Annotated in this window: 22 protein-coding genes; 19 read left to right on the plus strand and 3 right to left on the minus strand. The window is 39.2% G+C overall.

Going from position 1 to position 25,228, the window contains the following annotated elements:
• The first annotated feature begins 35 nt into the window (after positions 1-35).
• From IGJ87_RS05105 to yihA, 4 genes are all read left to right on the plus strand, one after another.
• Entirely contained in the window at positions 36-968 is a 933-nt protein-coding gene (locus tag IGJ87_RS05105; protein ID WP_002323980.1) for a hypothetical protein, read from the plus strand.
• A gap of 153 nt (positions 969-1,121) precedes the next feature.
• Positions 1,122-2,411, plus strand: a complete 1,290-nt coding sequence (gene tig, locus IGJ87_RS05110) for a trigger factor (protein ID WP_104866125.1) — start codon at positions 1,122-1,124, stop codon at positions 2,409-2,411.
• Positions 2,412-2,657: 246 nt separating this feature from the next.
• A complete protein-coding gene (gene clpX, locus IGJ87_RS05115; protein WP_002292068.1) occupies positions 2,658-3,908 on the plus strand; it encodes an ATP-dependent Clp protease ATP-binding subunit ClpX in 1,251 nt (416 codons plus the stop codon).
• Between the two features lie 82 nt (positions 3,909-3,990).
• Positions 3,991-4,578, plus strand: coding sequence for a ribosome biogenesis GTP-binding protein YihA/YsxC (gene yihA / locus IGJ87_RS05120; protein WP_002323982.1), 588 nt, complete (start codon positions 3,991-3,993; stop codon positions 4,576-4,578).
• A 73-nt stretch (positions 4,579-4,651) separates the two neighbouring features.
• Here the strand turns inward: yihA and IGJ87_RS05125 are convergent, their stop codons facing one another.
• Entirely contained in the window at positions 4,652-4,807 is a 156-nt protein-coding gene (locus tag IGJ87_RS05125; protein WP_002288488.1) for an SPJ_0845 family protein, read from the minus strand.
• A gap of 135 nt (positions 4,808-4,942) precedes the next feature.
• Here IGJ87_RS05125 and IGJ87_RS05130 point away from each other — a divergent pair, with 135 nt between their 5' ends.
• The 5 genes from IGJ87_RS05130 (at position 4,943) to IGJ87_RS05150 (ending at position 10,261) form a co-directional block, all read left to right on the plus strand.
• Positions 4,943-6,271, plus strand: coding sequence for a hypothetical protein (locus tag IGJ87_RS05130; protein ID WP_002288487.1), 1,329 nt, complete (start codon positions 4,943-4,945; stop codon positions 6,269-6,271).
• A gap of 10 nt (positions 6,272-6,281) precedes the next feature.
• Positions 6,282-6,491: a hypothetical protein gene (locus IGJ87_RS05135; protein WP_002294422.1), complete on the plus strand. Its 210-nt coding sequence runs from the start codon at positions 6,282-6,284 to the stop codon at positions 6,489-6,491.
• Positions 6,492-6,648: 157 nt separating this feature from the next.
• On the plus strand, positions 6,649-7,401 hold the full coding sequence (locus tag IGJ87_RS05140; RefSeq protein ID WP_002288485.1) for a DeoR/GlpR family DNA-binding transcription regulator: 753 nt from the start codon (positions 6,649-6,651) through the stop codon (positions 7,399-7,401).
• Entirely contained in the window at positions 7,398-8,312 is a 915-nt protein-coding gene (gene pfkB / locus IGJ87_RS05145; RefSeq protein ID WP_002288484.1) for a 1-phosphofructokinase, read from the plus strand. Before IGJ87_RS05140 ends, pfkB begins: the two co-directional genes overlap by 4 nt.
• A gap of 17 nt (positions 8,313-8,329) precedes the next feature.
• Positions 8,330-10,261, plus strand: coding sequence for a PTS fructose transporter subunit IIABC (locus IGJ87_RS05150; protein WP_002323984.1), 1,932 nt, complete (start codon positions 8,330-8,332; stop codon positions 10,259-10,261).
• 99 nt (positions 10,262-10,360) lie between these two features.
• On the opposite strand, the gene IGJ87_RS05155 is transcribed toward IGJ87_RS05150, so the two are convergent.
• Positions 10,361-11,920, minus strand: coding sequence for a ClC family H(+)/Cl(-) exchange transporter (locus IGJ87_RS05155; protein WP_002295244.1), 1,560 nt, complete (start codon positions 11,918-11,920; stop codon positions 10,361-10,363).
• Between the two features lie 153 nt (positions 11,921-12,073).
• On the opposite strand from IGJ87_RS05155, the gene pcrA reads away from it, so the two are divergent.
• The 10 genes from pcrA to IGJ87_RS05205 all read left to right on the plus strand — a co-directional run bounded on the left by pcrA (position 12,074) and on the right by IGJ87_RS05205 (position 24,068).
• Positions 12,074-14,308 (plus strand): DNA helicase PcrA, encoded by a 2,235-nt coding sequence (pcrA, locus tag IGJ87_RS05160; protein WP_002323985.1) that lies wholly within the window; start codon positions 12,074-12,076, stop codon positions 14,306-14,308.
• Positions 14,309-14,324: 16 nt separating this feature from the next.
• The gene (gene ligA / locus IGJ87_RS05165) at positions 14,325-16,361 is read left to right on the plus strand and encodes an NAD-dependent DNA ligase LigA (protein WP_002323115.1); all 2,037 of its coding nucleotides are present in this window, start codon (positions 14,325-14,327) and stop codon (positions 16,359-16,361) included.
• Between the two features lie 105 nt (positions 16,362-16,466).
• A complete protein-coding gene (gene gatC, locus IGJ87_RS05170; RefSeq protein ID WP_002288477.1) occupies positions 16,467-16,772 on the plus strand; it encodes an Asp-tRNA(Asn)/Glu-tRNA(Gln) amidotransferase subunit GatC in 306 nt (101 codons plus the stop codon).
• A complete protein-coding gene (gatA, locus tag IGJ87_RS05175) occupies positions 16,772-18,244 on the plus strand; it encodes an Asp-tRNA(Asn)/Glu-tRNA(Gln) amidotransferase subunit GatA (protein WP_002295237.1) in 1,473 nt (490 codons plus the stop codon). Before gatC ends, gatA begins: the two co-directional genes overlap by 1 nt.
• A complete protein-coding gene (gene gatB / locus IGJ87_RS05180) occupies positions 18,241-19,671 on the plus strand; it encodes an Asp-tRNA(Asn)/Glu-tRNA(Gln) amidotransferase subunit GatB (RefSeq protein ID WP_002288473.1) in 1,431 nt (476 codons plus the stop codon). Before gatA ends, gatB begins: the two co-directional genes overlap by 4 nt.
• A gap of 9 nt (positions 19,672-19,680) precedes the next feature.
• Positions 19,681-20,736, plus strand: a complete 1,056-nt coding sequence (locus IGJ87_RS05185) for a diacylglycerol kinase (protein ID WP_002295235.1) — start codon at positions 19,681-19,683, stop codon at positions 20,734-20,736.
• A gap of 110 nt (positions 20,737-20,846) precedes the next feature.
• Positions 20,847-22,220 (plus strand): 23S rRNA (uracil(1939)-C(5))-methyltransferase RlmD, encoded by a 1,374-nt coding sequence (gene rlmD / locus IGJ87_RS05190; protein WP_223617297.1) that lies wholly within the window; start codon positions 20,847-20,849, stop codon positions 22,218-22,220.
• 2 nt (positions 22,221-22,222) lie between these two features.
• On the plus strand, positions 22,223-22,351 hold the full coding sequence (locus tag IGJ87_RS05195) for a 30S ribosomal protein S9 (RefSeq protein WP_002295229.1): 129 nt from the start codon (positions 22,223-22,225) through the stop codon (positions 22,349-22,351).
• 425 nt (positions 22,352-22,776) lie between these two features.
• A complete protein-coding gene (locus IGJ87_RS05200) occupies positions 22,777-22,968 on the plus strand; it encodes a methionine synthase (RefSeq protein WP_033603396.1) in 192 nt (63 codons plus the stop codon).
• An 86-nt stretch (positions 22,969-23,054) separates the two neighbouring features.
• The gene (locus IGJ87_RS05205) at positions 23,055-24,068 is read left to right on the plus strand and encodes an alpha/beta hydrolase (protein ID WP_002296415.1); all 1,014 of its coding nucleotides are present in this window, start codon (positions 23,055-23,057) and stop codon (positions 24,066-24,068) included.
• 67 nt (positions 24,069-24,135) lie between these two features.
• Here the strand turns inward: IGJ87_RS05205 and IGJ87_RS05210 are convergent, their stop codons facing one another.
• The gene (locus tag IGJ87_RS05210) at positions 24,136-25,170 is read right to left on the minus strand and encodes a LacI family DNA-binding transcriptional regulator (protein WP_002324974.1); all 1,035 of its coding nucleotides are present in this window, start codon (positions 25,168-25,170) and stop codon (positions 24,136-24,138) included.
• Positions 25,171-25,228: the final 58 nt, after the last annotated feature.

Raw genomic sequence — 25,228 nt, forward strand, 5'->3', positions numbered from 1 at the left:
ACATGAGCTGAACATGAGCAAGAGGAGGACACTGCGTGAAGCCGATTGATTTTCCAGAAAAATATGAGAATTTAATGCGAGTAGCACAACAAGCACTAGCAAACCAGCAATATCAGCAGGCAAAAGAATTATTTCAACGAGCTTACGAGTTGAAAGAAAGCTTTGAGGCTAATAGCCTGCTTGTTTTTTGTCTTTACGAGTTGGACGAGAAAAAAGAAGCATTGAAGCAAGCACTCTTGCATGAAAAACAGTATCTTCAAAATGAGGAGTTTGCTGAATTTTATTTTGACTTGTTAATCAGTACACAAGATTTTTTATATGCTAGAAAATTGATAGCAAGTACAGATTTTTATGAAGCTTTCGAGCAGCGGGTCATTGAAAAAATCCAATTTGCAGAAGAATTATCCGGACAAATGGAGAGGCAGAAGATCAAGGCACTCCACAATAAATCGGAGGAACTTCCTTCGTTGGAACCTGCACGTCAGCTTGCGTCTATTGATGAGATCGAACAGCTTCCTTATCATGAGTTTATCCAAACAGCGAGTAAACTTATTGTATCGCCAGAGGTCCATATTTTAGCAAGGGCAAAATTACTGGAGACACTTAGGCAATTGAACGAATGCCATCCTGTTTTCTATTTGACGATTGAAGAAAAGTTAGTCAAAGTCATACCAAAAGATCTGCCAAAGCCGCAGCAGCAGGCAAGTTACCAGCGATTATGTGTGTTTTCAGATCGTTACGGTAATGAAGATGCGCTGCTTAGTTCCGTGTTAAAAGAAGAATTCACGTTGCAATCTGCAATTGTTTATCCTGTCTATGATACATACATCGAAGACCCGAAGCGCTGGTTTCAACTGACTGTAGAGGCGTGTACAGGAAAAACGATGTATGAAGGTACAGAAGATGAAAAACAAGATTTTTTAAAAAAAAGAGAAAAAATTTTGCAGCAAATGATCTTCTTCCATTAGATTTTATCAGTGAAAAAGATAAAAATGTTATGAAAAACAAGGATTCTATCCATTCAATATGTTTACAATTTGAAAGGGTTAGTGTACTATTTAAAGGTATGCATGAAACGTTTTTGATGTATAAAATGAATTTCTAAACTCGGAGGGAATTAAATGACTGCAACATTTGAAAAAAAAGGCACGAATGATGGTGTTTTAAAATTTACGATTGCGCAAGACGAAATCCAAAAAGGATTAACAACTGCGTTTAATAAAGTGAAAAAAAGCTTGAACGTACCTGGATTCCGTAAAGGGAAAGTTTCTCGTCAAGTATTCAACCGTATGTACGGTGAAGAAGCTTTATATGAAGATGCATTGAATGCTGTATTACCAGAAGCTTATGAAGCTGCTGTCAAAGAAGCTGGCATCGATCCTGTTTCTCAACCAAAAATCGATGTTGAAAGCATGGAAAAAGGTCAAGACTGGGTAATCACTGCTGAAGTAACAGTGAAACCAGAAGTAAAATTAGGACAATATAAAGATCTAGTTGTTGAAAAACAAGACCGTGAAGTAACAGATGCAGACGTGGATGCACGTATCAAACGTGAACAAGAAGCACAAGCTGAATTAGTTATCAAAGAAGATGCTGAAGCTGAAAATGGCGATACAGTAGTAATCGACTTCGAAGGCTTTGTAGATGGCGAAGCGTTTGATGGCGGAAAAGGCGAAAATTACTCACTTGAATTAGGTTCAGGCTCATTCATTCCAGGTTTTGAAGATCAATTAGTTGGTCATAAATCAGGTGAAACTCTAGATGTAAATGTAACTTTCCCAGAAGATTATCAAGCAGAAGATCTTGCTGGAAAAGAAGCAGTCTTCAAAGTGACAATCCATGAAGTAAAAGCAAAAGAAGTGCCTGAATTAGATGACGAATTCGCAAAAGATGTTGATGACGAAGTATCAACATTAGACGAATTGAAAGAAAAATATCGCAAAGAATTAGTAGAAACAAAAGAAAAAGCAGCGGACGATGCAAAAGATGAAGCAGCGATCCGTATGGCTGTTGAAAACGCAGAAATCGTTGAATTGCCACACGTGATGGTTCATGATGAAGTACATCGTTCAATGGACGAATTCTTGAACAACATGCAACGTCAAGGTATCTCTCCTGAAATGTACTATCAATTAACTGGTTCTACAGAAGAAGACTTGCATAAACAATTCGAAGGTGAAGCAGAAATGCGCACAAGAACAAATCTTGTGATCGAAGCAATTGCAGCTGCTGAAAATCTTCAAGCAACAGAAGAAGAAATCAATGCAGAAATCCAAGAATTATCAGAAACATACAACATGCCAATCGAACAAATCAAACGCGTGTTGACAGAAGATATGCTGGAACATGATGTGACAATGAAAAAAGCAATCGAATTGATCACAGGTACAGCGACAGAAGCGAAAGAATAGAAATCAAGTAATAAATCATTTCTGAAGAAGCTGCTTCTAGAAAATTGCTTATTCGAAATAAGGGACTGTGACACGATTTTGTCACAGTTCCTTATTTTTTGTTAAGAGTAAAAAATGCAAAGGTATAGGTCAGTTGATCCTTTGTTAAACACTTTTTCTTTTTACTAAACTATGTTATGATAGTAAAAGACTGTAAAGTCTTTGATAGTTTCTTGCATACTTTTTGCAAGTTAAGGGGTGAAGACCATGTATGACAATCCAAGTAGCAATGAGACCGTACGCTGTTCTTTTTGCGGGAAAACCCAAGAAGAAGTGAAAAAGATCGTAGCTGGTCCAGGGGTCTACATCTGTAATGAATGTATCGACCTATGTAAAGAAATCATTGATGAAGAATTTTATGAAGAAGCTGTACGCGAATTCACTGAAGTCCCTAAACCACTAGAAATTCTTGAAGTATTGAATAACTACGTGATTGGACAAGATCGCGCAAAACGCTCGTTAGCTGTTGCCGTATACAATCACTATAAACGTGTCAATCAGCAAGCACAAGAAAACACAGATGATGTTGAACTGCAAAAAAGCAATATCTGCTTGATCGGACCTACAGGGTCTGGTAAAACATTTTTAGCACAAACATTAGCAAAAACATTGAATGTACCTTTTGCAATCGCAGATGCGACAAGTTTGACAGAAGCTGGTTATGTGGGGGAAGATGTAGAAAACATTTTGCTTAAATTGCTTCAATCTGCTGATTACAATGTGGAACGTGCAGAAAAAGGGATCATCTATATTGATGAGATCGATAAAATTGCGCGTAAAAGCGAAAATGTATCCATTACTCGTGACGTTTCCGGCGAAGGTGTCCAACAAGCCTTGCTGAAAATTCTAGAAGGAACTGTTGCAAGTGTGCCACCTCAGGGCGGACGTAAACATCCACATCAAGAATTTATTCAGATTGATACGACGAACATATTGTTCATCGTAGGTGGTGCATTTGATGGCATCGAAACGATTGTGAAGAATCGTATGGGCGAAAAGACGATTGGATTTGGTACACAAAACCAAAAACTTTCTGAAGACGAAAGTGTCATGCAGCATATCATTCCTGAAGATTTACTAAAATTCGGATTGATCCCTGAGTTTATCGGACGATTACCTGTTATGGCAGCTTTAGAGAAATTGACAACAGATGATCTGGTACGGATCTTGACTGAGCCGAAAAATGCGCTAGTCAAACAATATCAAAAACTTCTTTCTCTAGATGATACCGAACTTGAATTCGAACCTGAAGCGTTGAGAGCCATTGCGAAAAAAGCAATCGAACGCAATACCGGCGCTCGAGGACTTCGTTCCATCATTGAAGAAATCATGATGGATGTGATGTTTGATATCCCTTCAAATGAAAACATCGAAAAAGTGATTATCACAAAAGAAGCAGCTGAATTGTCTGGTGAGCCAACAGTAATCTATAAAGATTCAGAGAAAAAAGCGGGTTGATGAAAAGAGGCTGCCGTAAAAGTCATTTTGGCTTTTGCGACAGCCGCTTGCTTTATTCATCACCTTGTTAAGGAGAGAGACCATGAAAGTCCATCAAGCTGAAATTATCATAAGTGCAGTGGCACCAAAACAATATCCAGATACACAATTGCCAGAAATAGCTCTGGCAGGACGATCAAATGTAGGGAAATCTTCTTTTATCAACACATTGATTGATCGAAAGAATTTAGCCCGTACTTCCGGTAAGCCAGGAAAGACCCAGACATTGAATTTTTATTTGATCGAGAACACATTACATTTTGTCGATGTTCCGGGATATGGGTATGCAAAAGTATCCAAAACTGAGCGAGCAAAATGGGGAAAGATGATCGAGACATATTTAACGACTAGAGACCAGCTGCGTGCGGTCGTTTCTTTAGTAGATTTGCGTCATAAGCCTTCTCAAGAAGATATCCAGATGTATCAATTTTTGAAGTATTATGATATCCCTGTAATTGTTGTTGCCACTAAGGCAGATAAGATCCCTCGTGGTAAATGGAACAAGCATGAGAGCGAAATCAAAAAAGCGTTGGATTTTGATCGCAATGACACGTTTATTCTCTTTTCTTCCGTTACAAAACAGGGAAAAGAAGAAGCGTGGGCAGCAATCGAACAAGCAATTGAATCATAAAAAGAATAAAAAAGACTTACCAGTCAAACTCTTTCATAAAAGTTTGGCTGGTAAGTCTTTTTTTGAGCTTAACTTACTTTTGTTTCTTGTCTTTTTTCTTTTCATTTTGTGGCTGTGGTTTTAGAAATCGATCGATCTCTTCTTTTGGTGCAACTGTTTTTTCCGGATCGACAGCAAATGATTCGAAAAGTTTATCTAAATTATCTGTACGTTCAAATTTCAGCCCCATTGTAAACACCTCTTTGTTTCTTTTTACTTAGTCTATCATGTAATCGTCCAAATTGGTTTCTAAGACATAAAGTTTTAGTTTTTCTTTATCATTGGTTATAATTGAATTATAAAAAGATTTGAAAGAGGTGAGAAAATGATTGGCGAAGATAAATTATTGATGACTATCCAGCTCACAGACTTAAATGAAGAAGAAAAAAAACAGGAAATAAGCGATTGGGCTATTTTGACACGTCTGTTGATCCAGCCAACATTTATCCGCTCTTTCACACAACAAGCGGATCCGTATGATCTTCGAAAGCTTCAAGAAAAAATAATGCTAGCATCGGTAAGAGACGAAAGTTGGTTAGTTGTAGGAAATGACGAGAACGAATGTAGTTTTCGCTTGGAAGATAATCAATTATTGATAAAAAATGTATTGTCTATCTCTGTTTTCAAAGAAAAGCAATTTTTGATTCGAGACTTCATTCAGAAAAAAATGATTGCTCATGGGGTGTTCGCCTATATGCGAGCTTATAGCGAGTTTATCTATCACAATACAAAACAGATCTCTCAACGGCTATTGTTTGAGAAAAAGGATGAAATCGAACATTTACCTAAAATGAAACAACAAAACGGGGAAGTAGTAGTCGATTGCAACCAATTTCCAGGATACGATCTTTTTTACCAAGGTTTATGTTTCACTTCGTGTTGGGAAATGTATTATAGTCGCTATTATCATCAAATCATCCCTAAACCGATTTTTCTCGACATCCAACAAGTAGAAAAAGTGAAGGAATTAGAAAACGAAGTCATATGTATCCAGCTTTATCGAGACCCCTTTAACTGGCAAAAGCCAAACAATCAAATGTTTCAATCCTATTTTAGGGACCAGCTTGGGTTTGATCATCTTGCTTGGGACAATGGTGTCGGTTTATTGAAACCGCCATTCGTTGAATACATTTACACTGACCATACGATCCAATCTGTCCAGTATCAGAATGCACAAATGCAACCTGTTCCTAAAAAGAATGCTTCATTTTTTGTAACAAAAAGTTATGATATTCAACAAGGAGATTATAAAGAAAGGCGTGTTCGCGGAACACTAAATGCTCAGGCGTATTTTCCTTGGGTTGACGAGAATCGCTCGCGCATGATGTGCTATAAAGTTATCGATCCGACTGTTGCTTTGGATAATGGAATCGAAGCTTATTGTTATTATATTAGGGAATATCTAGAAGTAGAGGTAACAGATGAAAAATATCAAGAGTATCTTTTATCCTTAAGAATCTATGTTCCTTCAGAATCCCTGTCAGAATTACCGTTAAAGGAAATCAAACATAGACTCTCTGATGTTACCTTCAAACGAATAAAGAAAAAGCGGCGAAGTATCCAATTCGATGTCAAGAAAGGTGAGCAGCATCTGCGTGTGCAATTTTTAGATTACCGAGAATTAGAACAATTGATTACTTTACAAAAAATATGAGGTGAAGAAAATGGATAAACAACTCTATTATCGAATAATGGTTCCGGCATCATTATTATCCGTCTGTCTCTTTTTTGTTCCTAATTTTCCTATTCGATCAGTCATCGGTTTTTTGGTCATGTTTGGCGGGATGGGACTTTATTATTATCTTCTTCATAAGGAAAGAAAACCTGCTTCTGTTTATATGAAAAAAACAAGAAGCGAAAATAAAAAACGATAAAACGGCTTGATGATAGACAAAAAAATAAAAAACCAGTCTTTTTGACTGGTTTTTTATTTTTTTTGACTGATTTATAATTTTTATGAACGTTTTTGACTGATTTATATTGCGAGTAGAAAAAAAATATGCTATTATTTGTATTGAGGTGATCGTGAAAATGCTTACAGAGGAACGCAGACAAAAAATCCTAGACTTGCTTGAACAGCAGAAAATCGTGAAATCACAAGATCTTGTAAACCTTTTGAATGCTTCTGAATCAACGATAAGACGTGATTTACAAGAGCTGGAGAATAGTGGGTTTCTAGAAAGAGTTCATGGCGGAGCTAAGAAAGAGCAATTATTGAATTTTGAGCAGAATATGAGTGAAAAATCACTCAAAAACGTTCACGAAAAACAGCAAATCGCCAAATCGGCAGCTGAAACCATTAATGACGAAGATGTCATTTATTTAGACGCTGGCTCTACTACGTTAGAAATGATTCCTTTTCTGCAAGGAAAACAGATCACAGTAGTGACAAATTCCGTTCAACATGCGGCAAATTTAGTTGATTTGGAGCTTGCTACCATTATTTTAGGTGGAACGATCAAGCTGGCAACTAATGCTGTTTTAGGATCTAATGCGATAGAACAACTAAAAAATTTTCATTTTAATAAAGCATTTATGGGAATGAACGGTGCCCATCTTGAACAAGGATTCACGACTCCGGATCCAGAAGAGGCAGCTGTTAAACGTTTAGCCATGAAAAATTCCGAAGAGACATTTGTATTGATTGATCATACCAAATTCAACCAGTTGTCCTTCACCTCTGTTGCACCTTTGGAAGCAGCCACGATCATAACCGAGCGTTGTCCATTAGAATTCGTTAATGAATTCCGTGAAAAGACAACAATTAAGGAGGCAATACAATGATTTACACAGTAACACTTAATCCATCAATTGATTATATCGTACGCGTAGATGGGTTAAAACTAGGCGATTTGAACCGAATGAAGGAAGACTTCAAGTTACCTGGAGGAAAAGGGATCAATGTTTCCCGTATTTTGAAACGGATCGATTCTCAATCTACAGCACTAGGGTTTTTAGGAGGGTTCACTGGCGAATTTATTTCGAAGTGGCTTGAAAAAGAACAAATCCAGTCTTTGTTCACAACCGTAAAAGAAGATACAAGAATCAATATCAAACTAAAATCAGACACTGAAACTGAGATCAATGGCTTAGGCCCATCTATTTCAGATGAAGAAATCGATGAGTTGAAGCAAGCATTAGGAACAGTAGGACAAGGAGATATCGTCGTATTGTCAGGAAGCGCGCCAGCTAGCCTGCGAAAAGGATTTTATCAAGAACTGATTGATATCATTCGAGAAAAAGGTGCAGATTTCGTGATTGATACAACAGGTGATGACCTAAAAAATGCACTTGTTAAGAAACCGTTGTTGATCAAACCAAACAATCACGAATTAGCTGAGCTTTACAACACAACCTTCCAATCTGTAGAAGAAATCATTCCGTATGGGAAAAAATTACTAGCTGAAGGGGCACAGAATGTGCTGATCTCAATGGCTGGAGACGGTGCTTTGCTCTTCACGGAACAAGGAACTTATAAAACGAATGTATTAGTTCGCCCATTGAAAAATTCAGTAGGTGCAGGGGATTCAATGATTGCCGGCTTTATTGGGGCTTACAGCCGTACGAAAGATCCAATCGAAGCCTTTAAATGGGGAGTTGCTTGCGGAAGCGCAACAGCTTTTTCTGATGACTTGGCAGCTCGCGAATTGATTGATGAGTTGCTGCCAGAAGTTGAAATCACAAAAATTGATTAGTTTCAAGGAGGATAATCATGAATATCAAGGATTTAATGGTCAAAGAAGCGATGATCATGGATTTGCAAGCGACTGATAAAAAAGGCGCAATCGATGAAATGGTCCAAAAAATGTTTGATGCCGGCCGGATTTCCGATATCGACACATATAAAGAAGGAATTCTAGCCCGCGAAGCACAAACTTCTACAGGTCTTGGTGATGGAATCGCCATGCCTCACGCGAAAAACAGTGCAGTTAAAGAAGCAACAGTTTTATTCGCAAAAAGCCAAAAAGGAGTAGATTATGAAGCCTTAGACGGACAGCCAACTTATCTGTTTTTCATGATCGCAGCTCCAGAAGGCGCAAACGATACACATTTGCAAGCATTAGCAGCACTATCTCGATTGCTGATTGATGCAGATTTCGTAGGAAAATTAAAAGAAGCAAATACACCAGAAGAAGTCCAAGACTTGTTCCAAACAGCTGAAGAGCAAAAAGAAGCAGAAGAAAAAGCAGAACAAGAAACACAAGCTGCAGAAGCTTCTGCTCATCCAGAAAGAAAATTCGTTGTTGCCGTTACAGCTTGTCCAACAGGGATCGCTCACACTTACATGGCAGAAGATGCTCTGAAGAAAAAAGCGAAAGAAATGGGTGTGGAGATCAAAGTCGAAACGAACGGTTCAGAAGGAATCAAAAACCGATTGACTGCTGAAGACATCGCCCGTGCAGAAGGTGTAATCGTTGCAGCAGACAAAAAAGTAGAGATGAATCGCTTTGACGGAAAAGAACTGATCAATCGTCCTGTCAGTGATGGTATCCGTAAACCAGAAGAGCTGATCAATCTAGCCCTTAGTGGTACTGCACCAGTATTCCATGGTGATGGAAAAGAAAGCAGTTCAGAAGAAGGAAATGCGGATGGTACTATCGGACAAAGAATTTACAAAGATTTGATGAACGGCGTATCACACATGTTACCTTTCGTTATTGGTGGAGGAATCGCTATTGCGCTTTCTTTCATGATCGACCAATTTATTGGCGTGCCACATGATCAATTATCAAATCTAGGGAATTACAATCAAGTTGCTAGCTGGTTCAACCAAATCGGACAAGCTGCATTTGGTTTCATGCTGCCGGTATTAGCAGGATTTATTGCTTCAAGTATCGGTGACCGCCCTGGTTTGATCGTTGGATTTGCTGCTGGTGCATTAGCTAATACAGGCGGTGCAGGATTCTTAGGTGCACTGATTGGTGGATTCTTAGCTGGTTATGTCATCGTATTTTTACGTAAATTATTCAAGAACTTACCAAAATCATTGGATGGAATTAAAACGATCCTCTTTTATCCAGTGTTTGGCTTACTGATTACTGGTTTCTTGATGTTGCTGGTCAATGTCCCTATGAAAGCAATCAATGATGCATTGAACGGTTTCTTGACAAGTATGAGTGGTTCGAATGCTGCTTTACTTGGTGCATTATTAGCTGGAATGATGGCGGCAGATTTAGGCGGTCCAATCAACAAAGCCGCTTATGTGTTTGGTACAGCAACTTTAGCTACGACTGTTGCAACTGGCGGAAGTGTCGTGATGGCTTCTGTTATGGCTGGAGGAATGGTACCTCCATTGGCAATTTTCGTTGCTACACGTTTGTTTAAGAATAAATTCAGCAAAACAGATCAAGATGCTGGTTTGACGAACATCGTGATGGGACTATCGTTTGTCACGGAAGGATCGATTCCATTTGCAGCAGCTGACCCGATTCGTGCCATTCCAAGTTTTATTATTGGTTCTGCTTTAACTGGCGGATTAGTCGGAGCTTTCGGGATCAAATTACTGGCTCCTCACGGCGGGATTTTCGTTGTATTCTTACTGAGTCACCCGGTCATGTATTTGGTGTTTATTGCTATCGGAGCAGTCGTATCTGGTGTGATTTATGGGTTATTGAGAAAAGCTCCTGCAGCAGCAGAAGCATAGAAATAAAAAAGAAGAGGCTGGGAAAACCCAGTCTCTTCTTTTTTATAGAATCAAGTAGTGTAGATGAATAGTTGTTGTAAAATAGTTTTTCCATGTTCGTTAAAATGATTGCTTCAAATTTGTGATAGAAGATTTAGCCTCGATTTCCTGCTTGATTCTTGGCAAGTTTGCTTCATCAGTCAAGATAACCAAAATATCTCCTACATTCATGATCGTATCACCGTGAGTCAAGATTTCCTGATTTCCTCTGCGTATAGAGATTAGCAGCATATTTTTAGGCCAATTGAAGTCTCGTACCATTAAACCGTCTAAAGAACTCTCTGCCGTTACTGGAAAATCAAAAGTTGTCCTTGCACCTTTTAGTGAGGCGGTCTGAGTATTTCCAAGTAGACGTTCCAATAATGATTCGTAAATTGGATTACCGCCGAGAAGGTCATTGACGATATAAGCAACAAGAGCAGCCAATCCTAAAGGCATCAGATGATTAAGAGAGCCAACCATTTCTGTCACTAAAATAATTGCTGTCAGCGGTGCTTTTCCAATCGCTGTGAAATAACCAGCCATGGCAATAACGACAAAATCCTTGATGTAGATTGGATCCATCCCGAAATCAACCATAATGTTTCCATAAAAGCTACCGATTAAAGCCCCCAATGTCAATATCGGAAGGAAAATCCCCCCTGGAAGACCACCACCGTAAGAAATCATGGAAAAAACGAATCGAAGAACAAACAAACCGATAATCATAATGATTGGCAAGGAAGCATGTCCAAAAGCTAAAACAATTTGATTGCCTCCGCCTAGAGTATTAGGCCATAAATAACCAATTGGCAAAATCAGCAAGAAAGGAACGAACCCGTGAAAATAAGCTGGTAAAGGCAATCGGTTGTAAAATTTTGGCAAAGCCAGCAAGACCTTCTGATAAATAAAACCTAAGACGCCTAGAAGTACTCCTAATCCCACTAAAGAACCATAATATTTCAACGGCAAAGAAGGAAGATCACCTAGATATAAAACAGGTCTCAAGCCGAAAAAGTAAAGAGAGACGAAGTTAGCAGTGATTGCTGAAGCAAATGATGTCAGCCAAACAAGTGGAGAAAAGGAGTGATGGATTTCTTCTAAAACAAAGAGTAATCCTGCGATAGGAGCATTGAATGCTGCTGCAAGTCCGCTACTTGCACCGCTAGAAATTAAAATCTTTTCTTCTGAAGATGGACTCCGAAACAATTGTCCAGCTCCTTGTCCAATGGATGCGCCAAGCTGTATAGAAGGTCCTTCTCTACCTAGAAAAAGGCCCGCACCAACTGAAAGTACACCGCCAATGAACTTTTTCCATAAAACAGAGAACCAGTTCATTGATAATTCCCCGCGAAGCTGTCCCTCTACTTGTGGAATCCCGCTTCCCTTGATATCCGGTTCATTTTTGACCAGATAACCCACGAAAAATGCTGCAAGGATGCAGCAAATAGCTACGCCAATTAAGTAAATCGGCTGTTCCCGACTCATTTCATAGATACTTCGAACTAAATCGCTTAGCTTTTCGATAGATAATCGAAACAGGCTAACGACGATTCCTGTCAGCAGTCCAACAAATATTCCTTTTAGAATAAAATATATCTGAGTCTTATCTAATTTCTTGATTTTTCCTTTTTTTTCCATTCAAACGCCTCGCTTTCTTTTAATTTAGCGCGAAATCAACGAATTGACAAGGAAAAATCCATAAAAGAAACAAATGATTTTGAACTAGCTAGTTTAATGAAAGCCAAGAAAATGCTATAATTAACAAGATTGATAAAAGAAAGGATGTTGTTAATGTCATCCAAAGCTGAATTATTAAACGGGATGAACCCCCGTCAGAAAGAAGCTGTTCTTCACACTGACGGACCATTACTGCTAATGGCAGGTGCAGGAAGTGGAAAGACGAGAGTGCTGACACACCGCATTGCCTATTTGATTGAGGAAAAAGAAGTCAATCCTTGGAACATCCTAGCGATTACTTTTACCAATAAGGCTGCAAAAGAAATGAAAGAACGTGTCAATGCGATTCTCGCATCTGGAGGCGAAGATGTCTGGGTATCGACTTTTCACTCGATGTGTGTGCGTATTTTAAGAAGAGATGTTGATTTTATCGGGTATAACCGGAACTTTACAATCATCGATTCTTCTGAACAGCTGACCTTGATGAAACGGATACTAAAAGAACTGAACATTGATCCGAAAAAATATGATCCTCGAAGTATATTAGGAACAATCTCTCAAGCAAAAAACAGCCTGCAGACCCCTCAGGATTTTACAAAAATGCAAGGCAGTTATTACGAAGAGATTGCGGCAAAATGTTATGCTGCTTATCAAAAAGAGCTTCAATATAATCAATGTATGGACTTTGACGACCTGATCATGAATACGATTCGATTATTTGAAGAACATCCTGATTCACTCACATATTATCAAAACAAATTCCATTATATTCATGTAGATGAGTACCAAGATACAAATCACGCACAGTATACGCTAGTCAATTTATTGGCAGGTAGATTTAGGAACCTGTGCGTCGTGGGAGATGCAGATCAAAGTATTTACGGCTGGCGCGGTGCAGATATGCAGAACATCTTGGATTTTGAAAAAGATTATCCAGATGCTGCAGTAATTTTGCTAGAACAAAACTATCGCTCCACGAAAAACATCCTTAGCGCAGCAAACCAAGTCATTGAAAACAATAGCAATCGAAAACCAAAAAACTTGTGGACAGAAAACAAAGAAGGAAACAAAATCACTTACTACCGTGCAGATAATGAACGAGACGAAACCCGTTTTATCGTAGACCGGATGCAAGAAGAGATTCGAAGCAATCATCGGAATTACGGCGACTTTGCCATCTTGTACCGGACGAACGCACAATCTCGTGTAATGGAAGAAACTCTGTTGAAAGCAAATATTCCTTATAAAATGGTTGGAGGGCACAAGTTCTACGATCGTAAAGAAATCAAAGATATTTTAGCGTATTTGAATGTGCTGGCAAATCCTCAAGATTCAATCAGTTTTGAGCGTATCGTTAATTCGCCCAAACGAGGCATTGGACCAGGATCTATCGAAAAACTACGCAGTTTTGCTTCTCTTCATGAATGGCCACTGCTTGAAGCAGCGCAAAATGTGGATCTGGCAAATATCGGTGGAAAAGCAGGACAGCAATTAGGTGCATTTGGAGAGATGATCCAAGAAGTCACTCAGATGATCCCATACTTGACAGTGACAGAATTGACGAAAGAGGTTTTGGATCGTAGCGGATATCTAGAAGACTTAAAAATCCAAAATACATTAGAAGCACAAGCACGCATCGAAAACTTGGAGGAATTTTTAACGGTCACACAAGAATTCGACAAACAATTCGAACAGCAAAATGAAGAAGACGCTGATGCACCAGAAGAAAAACTAACGGTCTTCTTAAATGATCTGGCACTTGTTTCCGACATTGACAATTTAGAAGAAGATGCTTCCCAAGTGACATTGATGACTTTGCATGCAGCCAAAGGATTAGAATTCCCAGTTGTATTCCTGATTGGTCTAGAAGAGGGGGTTTTTCCTTTATCTCGAGCATTGATGGAAGAAAGCGAACTGGAAGAAGAACGCCGTCTCGCATATGTGGGGATCACGCGAGCAGAAGAAGCGTTGTATTTAACAAATGCTTTCTCCAGAACATTATATGGACGGACGCAATATAACCGACCTTCTCGTTTTGTAGAAGAAATCGATCAGGAGTTACTGGAAATCGAAGGCATGCGTCCTACGCCTAAAAAAACACCTGTATTCGCTAAAAAAACAGCATATAGCTATAAACAGCCAGAGACAGCGGTTGTTCCCTCTAAAAGTGCTACTGGAGGGGAAAATAACAGCTGGAAACCTGGAGATAAAGTCAAACACAAAAAATGGGGTCTAGGAACAGTCGTCCGAGTAAGCGGGACGTCGAAGGATCTAGAACTAGATGTGGCTTTCCCAAGTCAAGGAGTAAAACGTCTTTTGGCTGCCTTTGCGCCAATTGAAAAAGCTTAGTAGTGGAGGGTAAATGATGGAACATGAAATGACGATTGACGAAGCTGCTAAACGAGCAGAAGAACTTCGTACAAGACTGAACCAATGGTCTCGCGAATACTACGTAGAAGATAAACCAACAGTGGAAGACTATGTTTATGATAAAGAATACGCAGAATTAGTAGCAATCGAGGAACAATATCCTGATTTGATCACGTCTGATTCTCCCACTCAACGAGTAGGCGGAAAAGTATTAGAAGGTTTTGAAAAAGTCACTCATGATATTCCGCTTTACAGTTTGAACGACGTTTTCAGCAAAGAAGAGCTGATAGCTTTTGATCAACGTGTACAAAAAGCAGTGGGACGTGTAGTTGACTATTGCTGTGAACTAAAAATAGATGGACTTTCCGTTTCTTTGCGTTATGAAGATGGAAATTTCGTGAGAGGTGCGACTCGCGGGGATGGAACTGTAGGAGAAAATATCACTGAAAACCTAAAAACTGTCCGGTCGGTCCCAATCAAATTAAAAGAACCAATGAACATCGAAGTAAGAGGCGAATGTTTCATGCCAAAACGGTCATTTGTCCAATTGAACCAAGACAGAGAAGCAGAGGGAAAAGATATCTTTGCGAATCCTCGGAACGCCGCAGCTGGTTCTTTGCGTCAGTTAGATTCTAAAATCACAGCGAAAAGAAATCTGGACACTTTTTTATACACAGTAGCTGATTTCGGTCCTATGCAAGCAAAAACCCAGTATGATGCGCTAGAAGAGCTAGAAAAAATTGGATTCCACACGAATCGGGAAAAACGTCTATGTCATTCGATTGATGAAGTGTGGTCATACATTGAAGAATATCATGACAAACGTGTGGATTTGCCCTATGAAATCGATGGAATCGTCATCAAAGTGAATGAATTCTCGCTACAAGATCAACTTGGTTTTACTGTCAAAGCACCGAGATGGGCAGCAGCTTACAAGTTTCCGCCAGAAGAAGTTGAAACGCTAATCGAAAACATCGAATGGACAGTCGGTCGAACAGGGGTAGTAACGCCAACAGCTATCATGACGCCAGTCCGAGTAGCAGGAACGACAGTAAGCCGTGCCAGCCTGCATAACGGTGATTATATTAAGTTGAAGGATATCCGCTTGAAAGATACAGTTCTGATTTATAAAGCGGGAGACATCATCCCAGAAGTTTCGCAAGTCGTGTTAGATAAACGACCTAAAGACAGCGAAGAATACCAATTGCCTACACATTGTCCAGTTTGTGGAAGTGAACTTGTCCATTTGGATGAAGAAGTAGCCTTACGGTGCATCAATCCTAAATGCCCTGCTCAAATGAAAGAAGGTTTGAACCACTTTGTTTCAAGAAATGCGATGAATATCGATGGGTTGGGGCCGCGCGTACTTGAACAGATGTATGATAAAAAACTAGTAGCAGATGTTGCTGATCTTTACAAATTGACAGAAGAAGAGTTATTGACGTTGGACAAAATAAAAGAAAAATCAGCAAATAATATTTTGACAGCAATCGACAACAGCAAAGATAATTCGGTCGAGCGGTTGATTTTCGGGTTAGGAATCCGACATGTCGGAGCGAAAGCAGCAAAAATTTTAGCAGAACATTTCGGTGATCTAGAAACATTGAGTAAAAGTGACTATGAGTCGATTATTGCGCTTGATACGATCGGTGATATCATTGCCGACAGTGTAGTCACTTATTTCAGTAACGAAGAAGTCCATGAATTGATGAATGAATTAAAACAAGCAGGCGTCAATTTCGAATACAAAGGGCTTCGAAATGCCCAATTGCAAGAAGTCGAGTCTCCTTTTAAAGAAAAAACAGTAGTCCTTACTGGTAAACTAACACGATTTACTCGTGAAGAAGCAAAAGAGACGATCGAAAATCTTGGCGGGAAAGTGACTGGTAGCGTATCGAAAAAAACGGATATCGTGGTAGCAGGAGAAGATGCTGGCAGCAAGCTGACCAAAGCACAAGAATTAGGAATCGAAGTTTGGACAGAAGATCAAATGGCAGATGCATTGGCTAAAAGTCGCTCAGTAGAAGAATGAAAAATGAGTTTTTTCAGACAAATTTCAATAAACAATTTCAGACACGGCACTCTTGTGTTAAAATAGAGAGCAAAGTTTTTAACTCGTTTAGAAAGAAGGGGTAGTATGGCGATTAGTGAAGAACAAGTGAAACACGTTGCCAAATTAGCAAAACTTGCGTTCGCAGATGAAGAACTTGCAAGTTTTACCGACCAATTAGGTAAAATCATCGATATGGTTGAAATGCTGGAAGAAGTAGATACAGAAGGTGTTCCATTTACGTCGAATGTGGTTGAAACAGTAAACGTGATGCGACAAGATCGGGCGCAAGCTGGATGGAACCGCGATGAATTATTGAAAAATGTGCCGGAAACAGAAGACGGCTTTATCAAAGTACCCGCAATCATCGATAATGGGGAGGCTGGCGCATAATGACAGAATTACACAATCGTTCTCTAGAAGAACTGCATCATATGCTTGTATCGAAAGAAATCACTGTACAAGATTTGACAAAAGCAACATTTGAACGAATCAAAGAAACAGAGCCTGAGGTCGAAGCATTCATTACATTGAACGAAGAAAAAGCATTGGAACAGGCAAAAGCTTTAGATGAAAAAGGGATTGATGAAAGCAACGTCCTTGCTGGTATTCCAATTGGTATCAAGGATAATATCGTAACAAAAGATATCTTGACAACCGCTGCATCTAAGATCCTTTACAATTTTGAACCAATTTATGATGCAACGGTCATGGATAAAATCTATCAAGCAGATATGATCCCTGTTGGTAAGCTAAACATGGATGAATTTGCTATGGGTGGAAGTACAGAAACTTCTTATTTCAAGAAAACAAAAAATGCTTGGGACCCAACAAAAGTACCTGGTGGCTCTTCTGGTGGTTCTGCAGCAGCAGTTGCAGCTGGACAAATTCCAGTTTCTTTAGGTAGTGATACTGGGGGAAGTATCCGCCAACCAGCAGCTTTTAACGGCATCGTAGGGATGAAACCTACTTATGGCCGTGTCTCACGTTTTGGTTTGATTGCCTTTGCTTCATCTCTTGACCAAATTGGACCAATGACCCGTACGGTGAAAGATAATGCATTAGCATTGACAGCTATCAGCGGTTATGACGAAAAAGACGGTACTTCTTCAGGCGTTTCAGTTCCTAATTTTGCAGAGGGACTGACAGGCGACATCAAAGGAATGAAGATTGCTTTACCTAAAGAATACTTAGGCGAAGGTGTGGCCCCTGGCGTAAAAGAAGCTGTATTGAAAGCAGCAGAAACATTCCGTTCATTAGGTGCTGTTGTGGAAGAAGTCAGCTTGCCTCATTCAAAATACGGTGTGGCTGTTTATTATATCATTGCCTCATCAGAAGCAAGTTCCAACTTGCAACGATTCGATGGTATCCGCTACGGTTATCGCTCTGAAAATGTGAAATCATTAGATGATGTATATGTCAACTCACGTTCAGAAGGATTCGGTGAAGAAGTAAAACGCCGTATCATGTTAGGTACATTCTCCTTAAGTGCGGGTTATTATGACGCTTACTTCAAAAAAGCAGGACAAGTCCGTACATTGATCAAACGAGATTTTGAAAAAGTCTTTGCAGATTATGACTTGATCATCGGGCCATCTTCACCAACAGTTGCATTCGGAATCGGTGAGAACATTAACGATCCAATCACAATGTACATGAGTGACATCTTAACGATCCCTGTCAACTTGGCTGGGCTTCCAGGTATGTCTGTACCGGCAGGTTTATCAGAAGGATTACCAGTTGGATTGCAGATCATCGGTAATTATTTTGATGAAAAAACGATGTATCAAGCGGCATATGCGTTTGAACAAGCAACAGAATTCCACACACAACAACCAGCTATTTTAGGAGGGAAAGACGAATGAATTTTGAAACAGTCATTGGACTAGAAGTCCACGTCGAGTTAAAAACCAACTCAAAAATTTTCTCTCCAGCGCCAGCTCATTTTGGTGCAGAACCAAACAGCAATACAAACGTGATCGACTGGGGTTATCCAGGCGTGCTGCCAGTAATGAATAAAGCTGCGCTGGAATTCGGGATGAAAGCAGCTTTGGCATTAAACTGTGAAATCTCTAAAGATACTCATTTTGACCGGAAAAATTACTTTTACCCAGATAATCCAAAAGCATATCAAATTTCCCAATTTGATCAACCAATCGGTCATGACGGATGGATTGAAATCGAAGTAGAAGGTAAAAAGAAAAAAATCCGGATCGAACGTGTCCATTTAGAAGAAGATGCTGGAAAAAACATGCATGGTATTGGCGGTTATTCTTACGTTGATTTGAACCGACAAGGCACGCCTTTGATCGAAATCGTTTCTGAAGCTGATATGCGTTCACCAGAAGAAGCATACGCTTATCTAGAAGCATTGCGATCAATTATCCAATTTACAGAAGTCAGCGATGTGAAAATGGAAGAAGGCTCTATGCGCTGTGATGCCAATATTTCTCTTCGCCCTTATGGACAAGAAGAGTTCGGTACGAAAGCAGAATTGAAAAACTTGAACTCTTTATCTTTCGTGAAAAAAGGTTTAGCTTTTGAAGAAAAACGTCAAGCAAAAGTTCTTCTTTCAGGAGGAGAAATCCAACAAGAAACACGCCGTTTTGACGAAACAACGAATAAAACAGTTTTGATGCGTGTCAAAGAAGGGTCTAGTGATTATCGTTACTTCCCAGAGCCTGATATCCCGAAATTCGTGATCGATGACGAATGGATTCAAAAAGTAAAAGCTAGTTTGCCTGAGATGCCAGCTTCTCGTCGCGAACGCTATATCCGTGAGTTTGGTCTTCCAGAGTATGACGCAATGGTATTGACACTTACAAAAGAAATGTCTGATTTCTTTGAAGCTGTTTTGGAAAATGGTGCAGATGCCAAGCAAGCATCTAACTGGTTGATGGGTGAAGTTTCTGCTTACTTGAACAGTGAGAAACTGGAATTAGCTGAGACAAAATTGACACCTGAGAACTTAGCAGGAATGATTCGTTTGATCGCCGATGGAACGATCAGCTCAAAAATTGCCAAAAAAGTCTTCCGTGAATTGATCACAAATGGCGGAGAAGCCCAAGAAGTAGTTGAAAAAAATGGTTGGGTGCAATTATCTGATCCGAACAAACTACTGCCAATCATTAATGAAATTTTGGATAACAACCAACAATCTGTCGATGATTTCAAAAATGGAAAAGATCGTGCGGTTGGCTTCCTAGTCGGTCAAATCATGAAAGCAACTAAAGGACAAGCAAATCCTGGTGTCGTGAACAAGCTACTTAAAGATGAATTAGCGAAACGATAGAGGCTGAAAATGAAAAAAGCACGCGTAATTTATAACCCCACCTCGGGAAAAGAATTATTGAAAAAAAATTTGGCGGATATCCTACAGGCATTAGAAGAAGCAGGATTTGAAGCCAGCGCCTATGCAACTACACCAGAACCTGATTCAGCCAAGAATGAAGCACGTAGAGTCGCAGAACTAGGTTTTGATCTAGTAGTGGCAGCTGGTGGCGATGGTACAATCAACGAAGTGGTTAATGGAATCGCTCCGCTTGAACACCGTCCTAAAATGGCCATCATCCCAGCTGGTACAACGAACGACTATGCTCGAGCATTAAAAATTCCTAGAGATAATATTAAAGCAGCAGCAGAAGTGATTAAAAAGCATCAAACCGTAAAAATGGACATCGGCCTTTCTGATAACAGTTACTTCATCAATATCGCTGCCGGTGGCTATTTGACAGAATTGACTTATGAAGTTCCATCAGAACTAAAGAGTATTTTTGGTTATCTTGCTTATCTTGCAAAAGGAGCAGAGATGCTCCCTCGAGTAAAGCCCATCAAAATGCGCTTGAAGTATGATGAAGGGGAATATATCGGAAATGCTTCGATGTTTTTCCTAGGGCTGACGAACTCTGTTGGAGGATTCGAACAGATCGCGCCAGATGCCAAATTGGATGATGGGAAGTTTTCTTTAATCATTGTGAAGACAGCAAATATCTTTGAGATCTTGCATATTGCGGCACTCATGCTGAATGGCGGTCGACATGTCGATGATCCAAGAGTAATCTATACCAAAACAAGCAGTTTGTTCGTCGAAACAGAAGATGATATCAATCGACCAGTAATGATCAACTTAGATGGTGAATATGGCGGGGAAGCACCGATGCATTTCCAAAATCTTCATCAGCATATTGAGTTCTTTGCCAATACCGATCAGATTCCTGATGAAGCAATCACAGGCACAGATGAAGAAGAATTAGAGGTTGTTAGCAAAGAATTTGTAAAAGAAGTCGAACGTTTAACGGATGAAGATATCGACGGTGACGGAAAAATAGCAGACGAAACACCTAATCAAAAGAATTAATCAAAAGCCGGTGCTGAACGTAGTAAGGTCAGTGCCGGTTTTAGTTGTGTAATTAGCTGATTTATAGTAGAGTTCAGTAGGATTGAAAAATAGGCTTAAAGGAGCAAAATATGACAGAACAGCAAATAGTAAAGAAAAACGAACGATATACAGTCGAAATCGTCGACTTGAGTTATGAAGGAATGGGGGTAGCAAAAATCGATGGTTATCCATTATTTATCGAAAATGCACTCCCTGGAGAAGAAGTAGAAATACTAGTAGTAAAAGCAGGCAATAAGTTTGGATATGGAAAAGTCGAAACATTTATTACACAATCACCTGATCGTCAGCCTGTAGAAAACAATACATTACTTCGCACAGGTATCGCACCTTTAGCCCATTTGAAGTATGAACAACAGCTTGTCTTCAAACAAAAACAAGTAGAGCATGTAATGGCGAAGATTGCTAAGATGCCAGAAGTTCCTGTACTTCCAACGGTCGGAATGGCAGAACCATTTGGCTACCGTAATAAAGCACAGATCCCTGTTCGCCGTATCGATGGACAGTTAGCCACCGGTTTTTACAAAAAGAATAGCCATGATCTAGTCCCTATCGAAGATTTTTATATCCAAGATCCTGTCATCGATCAAGCAATCAAAGTAGTCAGAGATATCTTGCAACGGTTCCAAGTACGAGGATATAATGAAGAAAAAAATGAAGGACAGCTTCGTCACATCATTATCCGTCGTGGTCATTATTCCCATGAAATGATGGTCGTTTTAGTTACTCGTAAAGAAAAATTCTTTAAATCCAAGGAAATTGCTGAAGCCATTCATGAAGAATTGCCAGAAGTGGTTTCGGTCATCCAAAATATCAATGAAGAAAAAACAAATGTGATTTTAGGAGACAAAGAAAAAGTTTTATACGGCAGAGACTATATCGAAGATCAGCTATTAGGAAAAACCTATCGAATCTCAGCGAAGTCATTTTATCAAGTAAATACTCAACAAGCAGAGTATTTGTACCAAACAGCCATCGAATTTGCCGAGTTGGATAAAAAAGACATTGTGATCGATGCTTATTCAGGAATAGGTACAATCGGATTGTCTCTAGCTGACAGAGTAGATAAGGTATATGGGATGGAAGTTATTCCAGAAGCAATTGAAGATGCACAGTTCAATGCCTTAAATAATAAAATCGAAAATGTTCATTATGAAGTCGGAAAAGCAGAAAAAGTCATGAAAAAATGGCAAGAAAAAGGGGTCAAACCATCTGTGATCGTAGTAGACCCTCCACGTAAAGGATTAGATCATCATTTTATTGAATCAGCAATCGAAATGTCACCAGAACGAATCGTCTATATCTCTTGTAATCCAGCAACTTTTGCAAGAGATGCTAAGTTATTTGCAGAAGCAGGTTATGTTGTGAAGAAAGTTCAGCCTGTAGATCTTTTCCCGCAAACCCATCATATCGAATTAGTCGCTTCATTCGTTAAAGGAGAATAAAAATGGACCAAAAAGAAAAAATGAAAGAATTGATCAAAAAGAAACAAGGTGGAGGCCGATCCAAACAAATGGAAACACCTAAGAATGATCGTAAAAACATGAGAAAAGGCCCTAAAATCTTTAATAAATAGACGTGCTAAAGAAAGACTAAGAAGCGTTAACTTTTGTTATTGTTTCTTAGTCTTTTTAGTTAGTCTACATTATTTTGGCGATTTGCCAATAAGGACTTTTGAGTTGTGCAAAATCAAATCTGGGTCAGAATGAACGTCATTCTGTCTCAGATTTTTCGTTATTTCAATTTGATTAATTGATTGATCAAAAAGATTTTTATTTTCATATTCTCAAATGATTCAACACTAAATATACATGTTTGACGCGGAAATTATTATTCGATTTGGGCGGCATCAGGAGGTTATGACGACGTAGCAGACCCATTATTTTACTCAAGAAAATGTCCGTGCCTATTATTTAGAATACGATAGTGAACGTGCTGGGAGTTTTGTTCTTTTAGAGAAAGTCTCTGAAGATAAATTAGTTGTCTTAGATTTTGACTGCAATGAAAAATGGCGAACTGGAAGAGCACCAGCAAGTGATTGACCGGATCTACGAAGCGACACGATATCTGCCTTTGGATCGTTTGTGCTTAAGTCCTCAATGTGGATTTGCTTCAACAGAAGAAAATGTTTTGTTTGAAGAACAATGGAAAAAATTTCTTTTGTCAAAAGCATTGCAGAAGAAGTTTGGGTAAAATCATTAAATCATCTAGGAGAGCTTGATAGGAAATAACACTATGGTATAATCAGAATGCTTAATACTAACTACTGAGGGAGCCTTATGAAAAAGAAAATTCTTAAATTTATCGGATGGTTCTTCGGAATCATTCTTGGGATCGCGTTTGCAATCTTTCTTGCCTTCCAGCTTTCCCCCAGACCTGGAGCATTCTTGATCAACCATATGTTTTCAAATACTGTTCAAATCACTGATAAAAAAACGTTCGATCAAGCAGAAAAAAACGTGGCGAAAAAAACAGATTTGACGTATGAGTCCAAGTATAAAGAGAATACCTATGACATCTACTATCCAAAAAACAGCAAGGGGCCTGTTCCTGTTCTATTTTGGGTACATGGTGGAGGATTCGTCGGCGGAGATAAATCGGGTGTCAAAGAATTTGCGACAAAATTAGTTTCAGACGCCAACATCGCAGTAGTTGCGATGAATTATGAATTAGCGCCTGATTCAGAATACCCTAATCAAGTTCTTCAAGTGAATGAACTGATCAAAGATTTATTAGCTGAAGAAAAAGACGACAAATTGCTAGACATGGAACAACTATTTTTTGGTGGAGATAGTGCAGGTTCACAAATCGCATTGCAATATGCAGCTATACAAACGAATGACGCGTATGCTAAACAAATGAAAATCAAACAGCTACTTCCAAAAGATAGTCTGAAAGGAACCATTTCTTATTGCGGACCTGTTGATTTGAAGCTAACAGCACAGCAGCATTCGGATGATCGATTTATGAAGTTTTTCGTCAAAACCGTTGCGTGGTCGTTGATTGGAACAAAAGATTGGAAAACGAGTGAGCAATTGAAAGAAGCCAGTGTGGCTGACCATGTTTCTAAGGAATTTCCGCCAACGTATATAACTGACGGAAATGCTTACTCATTCCAAGAACAAGGTCAAGCATTAGAAAACCGATTGACAGAATTAAAAGTACCCGTGCAATCCTTGTTTTATACAGATACAAAAAAAGAGATTACTCATGAATATCAATTTGATTACACGTTAAAAGAATCGCAAAATTGTTACCAGCAGACATTGGATTTTGTGAATAAGTATAAGTAAGAGGCTGTGATCCTGCCGTTTAGTTTTGAGTATGAAGAAACTAAGCGGCTTTTTCACAACCTCTTTTTCAATATTTTTTTGTTCTTGGGATAAAACTATCCCGAACAATCAATCGCGCGGGATAAGTCAAAATGATCGGTTCATCACGTATACCGTCAATTCGCTCCAATGCCATTCGAACAGCTGCTTGCCCAATTGATTTTGCATTGATTTGAACACTGGTCAAGCTAGGGGAGAGGTTTGCAATTGTCTCGATATTATCGAAGCTTGCTACAACAATCTCTTCTCCAATTTGGATGTTTTTTTGCTTCAATGCCCGATAGACACCGATTGCCATTGGATCGCTCCCGACAAGAATGGCAGTAGGAAGAGGGGATTCATTTTCTAATAGATTAGTCGCAAGTACCTCACCTTGTTTTTCTGTCCAGCCACCTAGACGATAAGACATATATTTTTCTAAGTGATGATCGATCATAAAATGCTGATAGGCACGCATCCTCTTTTCATTTATAGAAATCTGCTTACCACCGAATTCATCCATATTGACTTTATATCCCCCGATATAGGCTATTCTTTTATGGCCATTTTCTAAGAACAATTCCAGTACGGTTTTAGTCATCCGTTCAAGATCTGCATAGACCATATCGACCTCTTGCTGGATGTCAGGGTTATCCACGACGACTATTTGCATGTTTTGTTTTAACAAAGCGGTAATCGATTCTTTCGTAACAGTCCCAACAACGATCACCGCACCTAACTGATCTAGATCTTCCCATTGTTTAGGATTATCAGATAGATTATAGATTCGATTCATCCCTAAATGCAGACGGCGAGCTTCTTCTTCCATCCCTACTCGCAAATGTTTGTAATAGATATCCTGTTCTTCGCTCGCTTTGCCGATCGTAGAGATCACACCAATCGAAGGCATTCTCTTTTTGATATATTTACGAGTACTGATGTCATAATCCAACGCAGCAGCTGCCTCTACTATCCGTTGCCGAGTAGCCTGAGCCACATGGATCGTCTGATCGTTATTCAACACGCGGGAAACTGTAGCAGGAGAGACATTTGCCTTTCGTGCGACATCTCTAATTCCAACCATTTTTACACACTCCTCAAAAAAATAAAAAATTTCTATTGACAAAATTGTTTAGTAAACA

Source organism: Enterococcus sp. DIV1411a (assembly GCF_050531945.1).
In the GTDB taxonomy this organism is placed as follows: Bacteria; Bacillota; Bacilli; order Lactobacillales; family Enterococcaceae; genus Enterococcus_B; species Enterococcus_B faecium.

Bases quoted from the DNA above. Each gene is read 5' to 3' on its own strand.
- IGJ87_RS05125 (WP_002288488.1), bottom strand. From the start codon at position 4,807: ATGGGGCTGAAATTTGAACGTACAGATAATTTAGATAAACTTTTCGAA.
- IGJ87_RS05200 (WP_033603396.1), top strand. From the start codon at position 22,777: ATGAAAAATGGCGAACTGGAAGAGCACCAGCAAGTGATTGACCGGATC.
- pcrA (WP_002323985.1), top strand. From the start codon at position 12,074: ATGTCATCCAAAGCTGAATTATTAAACGGGATGAACCCCCGTCAGAAA.
- IGJ87_RS05195 (WP_002295229.1), top strand. From the start codon at position 22,223: ATGGACCAAAAAGAAAAAATGAAAGAATTGATCAAAAAGAAACAAGGT.
- ligA (WP_002323115.1), top strand. From the start codon at position 14,325: ATGGAACATGAAATGACGATTGACGAAGCTGCTAAACGAGCAGAAGAA.
- IGJ87_RS05140 (WP_002288485.1), top strand. From the start codon at position 6,649: ATGCTTACAGAGGAACGCAGACAAAAAATCCTAGACTTGCTTGAACAG.
- gatB (WP_002288473.1), top strand. From the start codon at position 18,241: ATGAATTTTGAAACAGTCATTGGACTAGAAGTCCACGTCGAGTTAAAA.
- IGJ87_RS05135 (WP_002294422.1), top strand. From the start codon at position 6,282: ATGGATAAACAACTCTATTATCGAATAATGGTTCCGGCATCATTATTA.
- IGJ87_RS05150 (WP_002323984.1), top strand. From the start codon at position 8,330: ATGAATATCAAGGATTTAATGGTCAAAGAAGCGATGATCATGGATTTG.
- pfkB (WP_002288484.1), top strand. From the start codon at position 7,398: ATGATTTACACAGTAACACTTAATCCATCAATTGATTATATCGTACGC.
- clpX (WP_002292068.1), top strand. From the start codon at position 2,658: ATGTATGACAATCCAAGTAGCAATGAGACCGTACGCTGTTCTTTTTGC.
- IGJ87_RS05210 (WP_002324974.1), bottom strand. From the start codon at position 25,170: ATGGTTGGAATTAGAGATGTCGCACGAAAGGCAAATGTCTCTCCTGCT.
- yihA (WP_002323982.1), top strand. From the start codon at position 3,991: ATGAAAGTCCATCAAGCTGAAATTATCATAAGTGCAGTGGCACCAAAA.
- rlmD (WP_223617297.1), top strand. From the start codon at position 20,847: ATGACAGAACAGCAAATAGTAAAGAAAAACGAACGATATACAGTCGAA.
- IGJ87_RS05185 (WP_002295235.1), top strand. From the start codon at position 19,681: ATGAAAAAAGCACGCGTAATTTATAACCCCACCTCGGGAAAAGAATTA.
- IGJ87_RS05205 (WP_002296415.1), top strand. From the start codon at position 23,055: ATGAAAAAGAAAATTCTTAAATTTATCGGATGGTTCTTCGGAATCATT.
- IGJ87_RS05155 (WP_002295244.1), bottom strand. From the start codon at position 11,920: ATGGAAAAAAAAGGAAAAATCAAGAAATTAGATAAGACTCAGATATAT.
- gatA (WP_002295237.1), top strand. From the start codon at position 16,772: ATGACAGAATTACACAATCGTTCTCTAGAAGAACTGCATCATATGCTT.
- gatC (WP_002288477.1), top strand. From the start codon at position 16,467: ATGGCGATTAGTGAAGAACAAGTGAAACACGTTGCCAAATTAGCAAAA.
- IGJ87_RS05130 (WP_002288487.1), top strand. From the start codon at position 4,943: ATGATTGGCGAAGATAAATTATTGATGACTATCCAGCTCACAGACTTA.
- tig (WP_104866125.1), top strand. From the start codon at position 1,122: ATGACTGCAACATTTGAAAAAAAAGGCACGAATGATGGTGTTTTAAAA.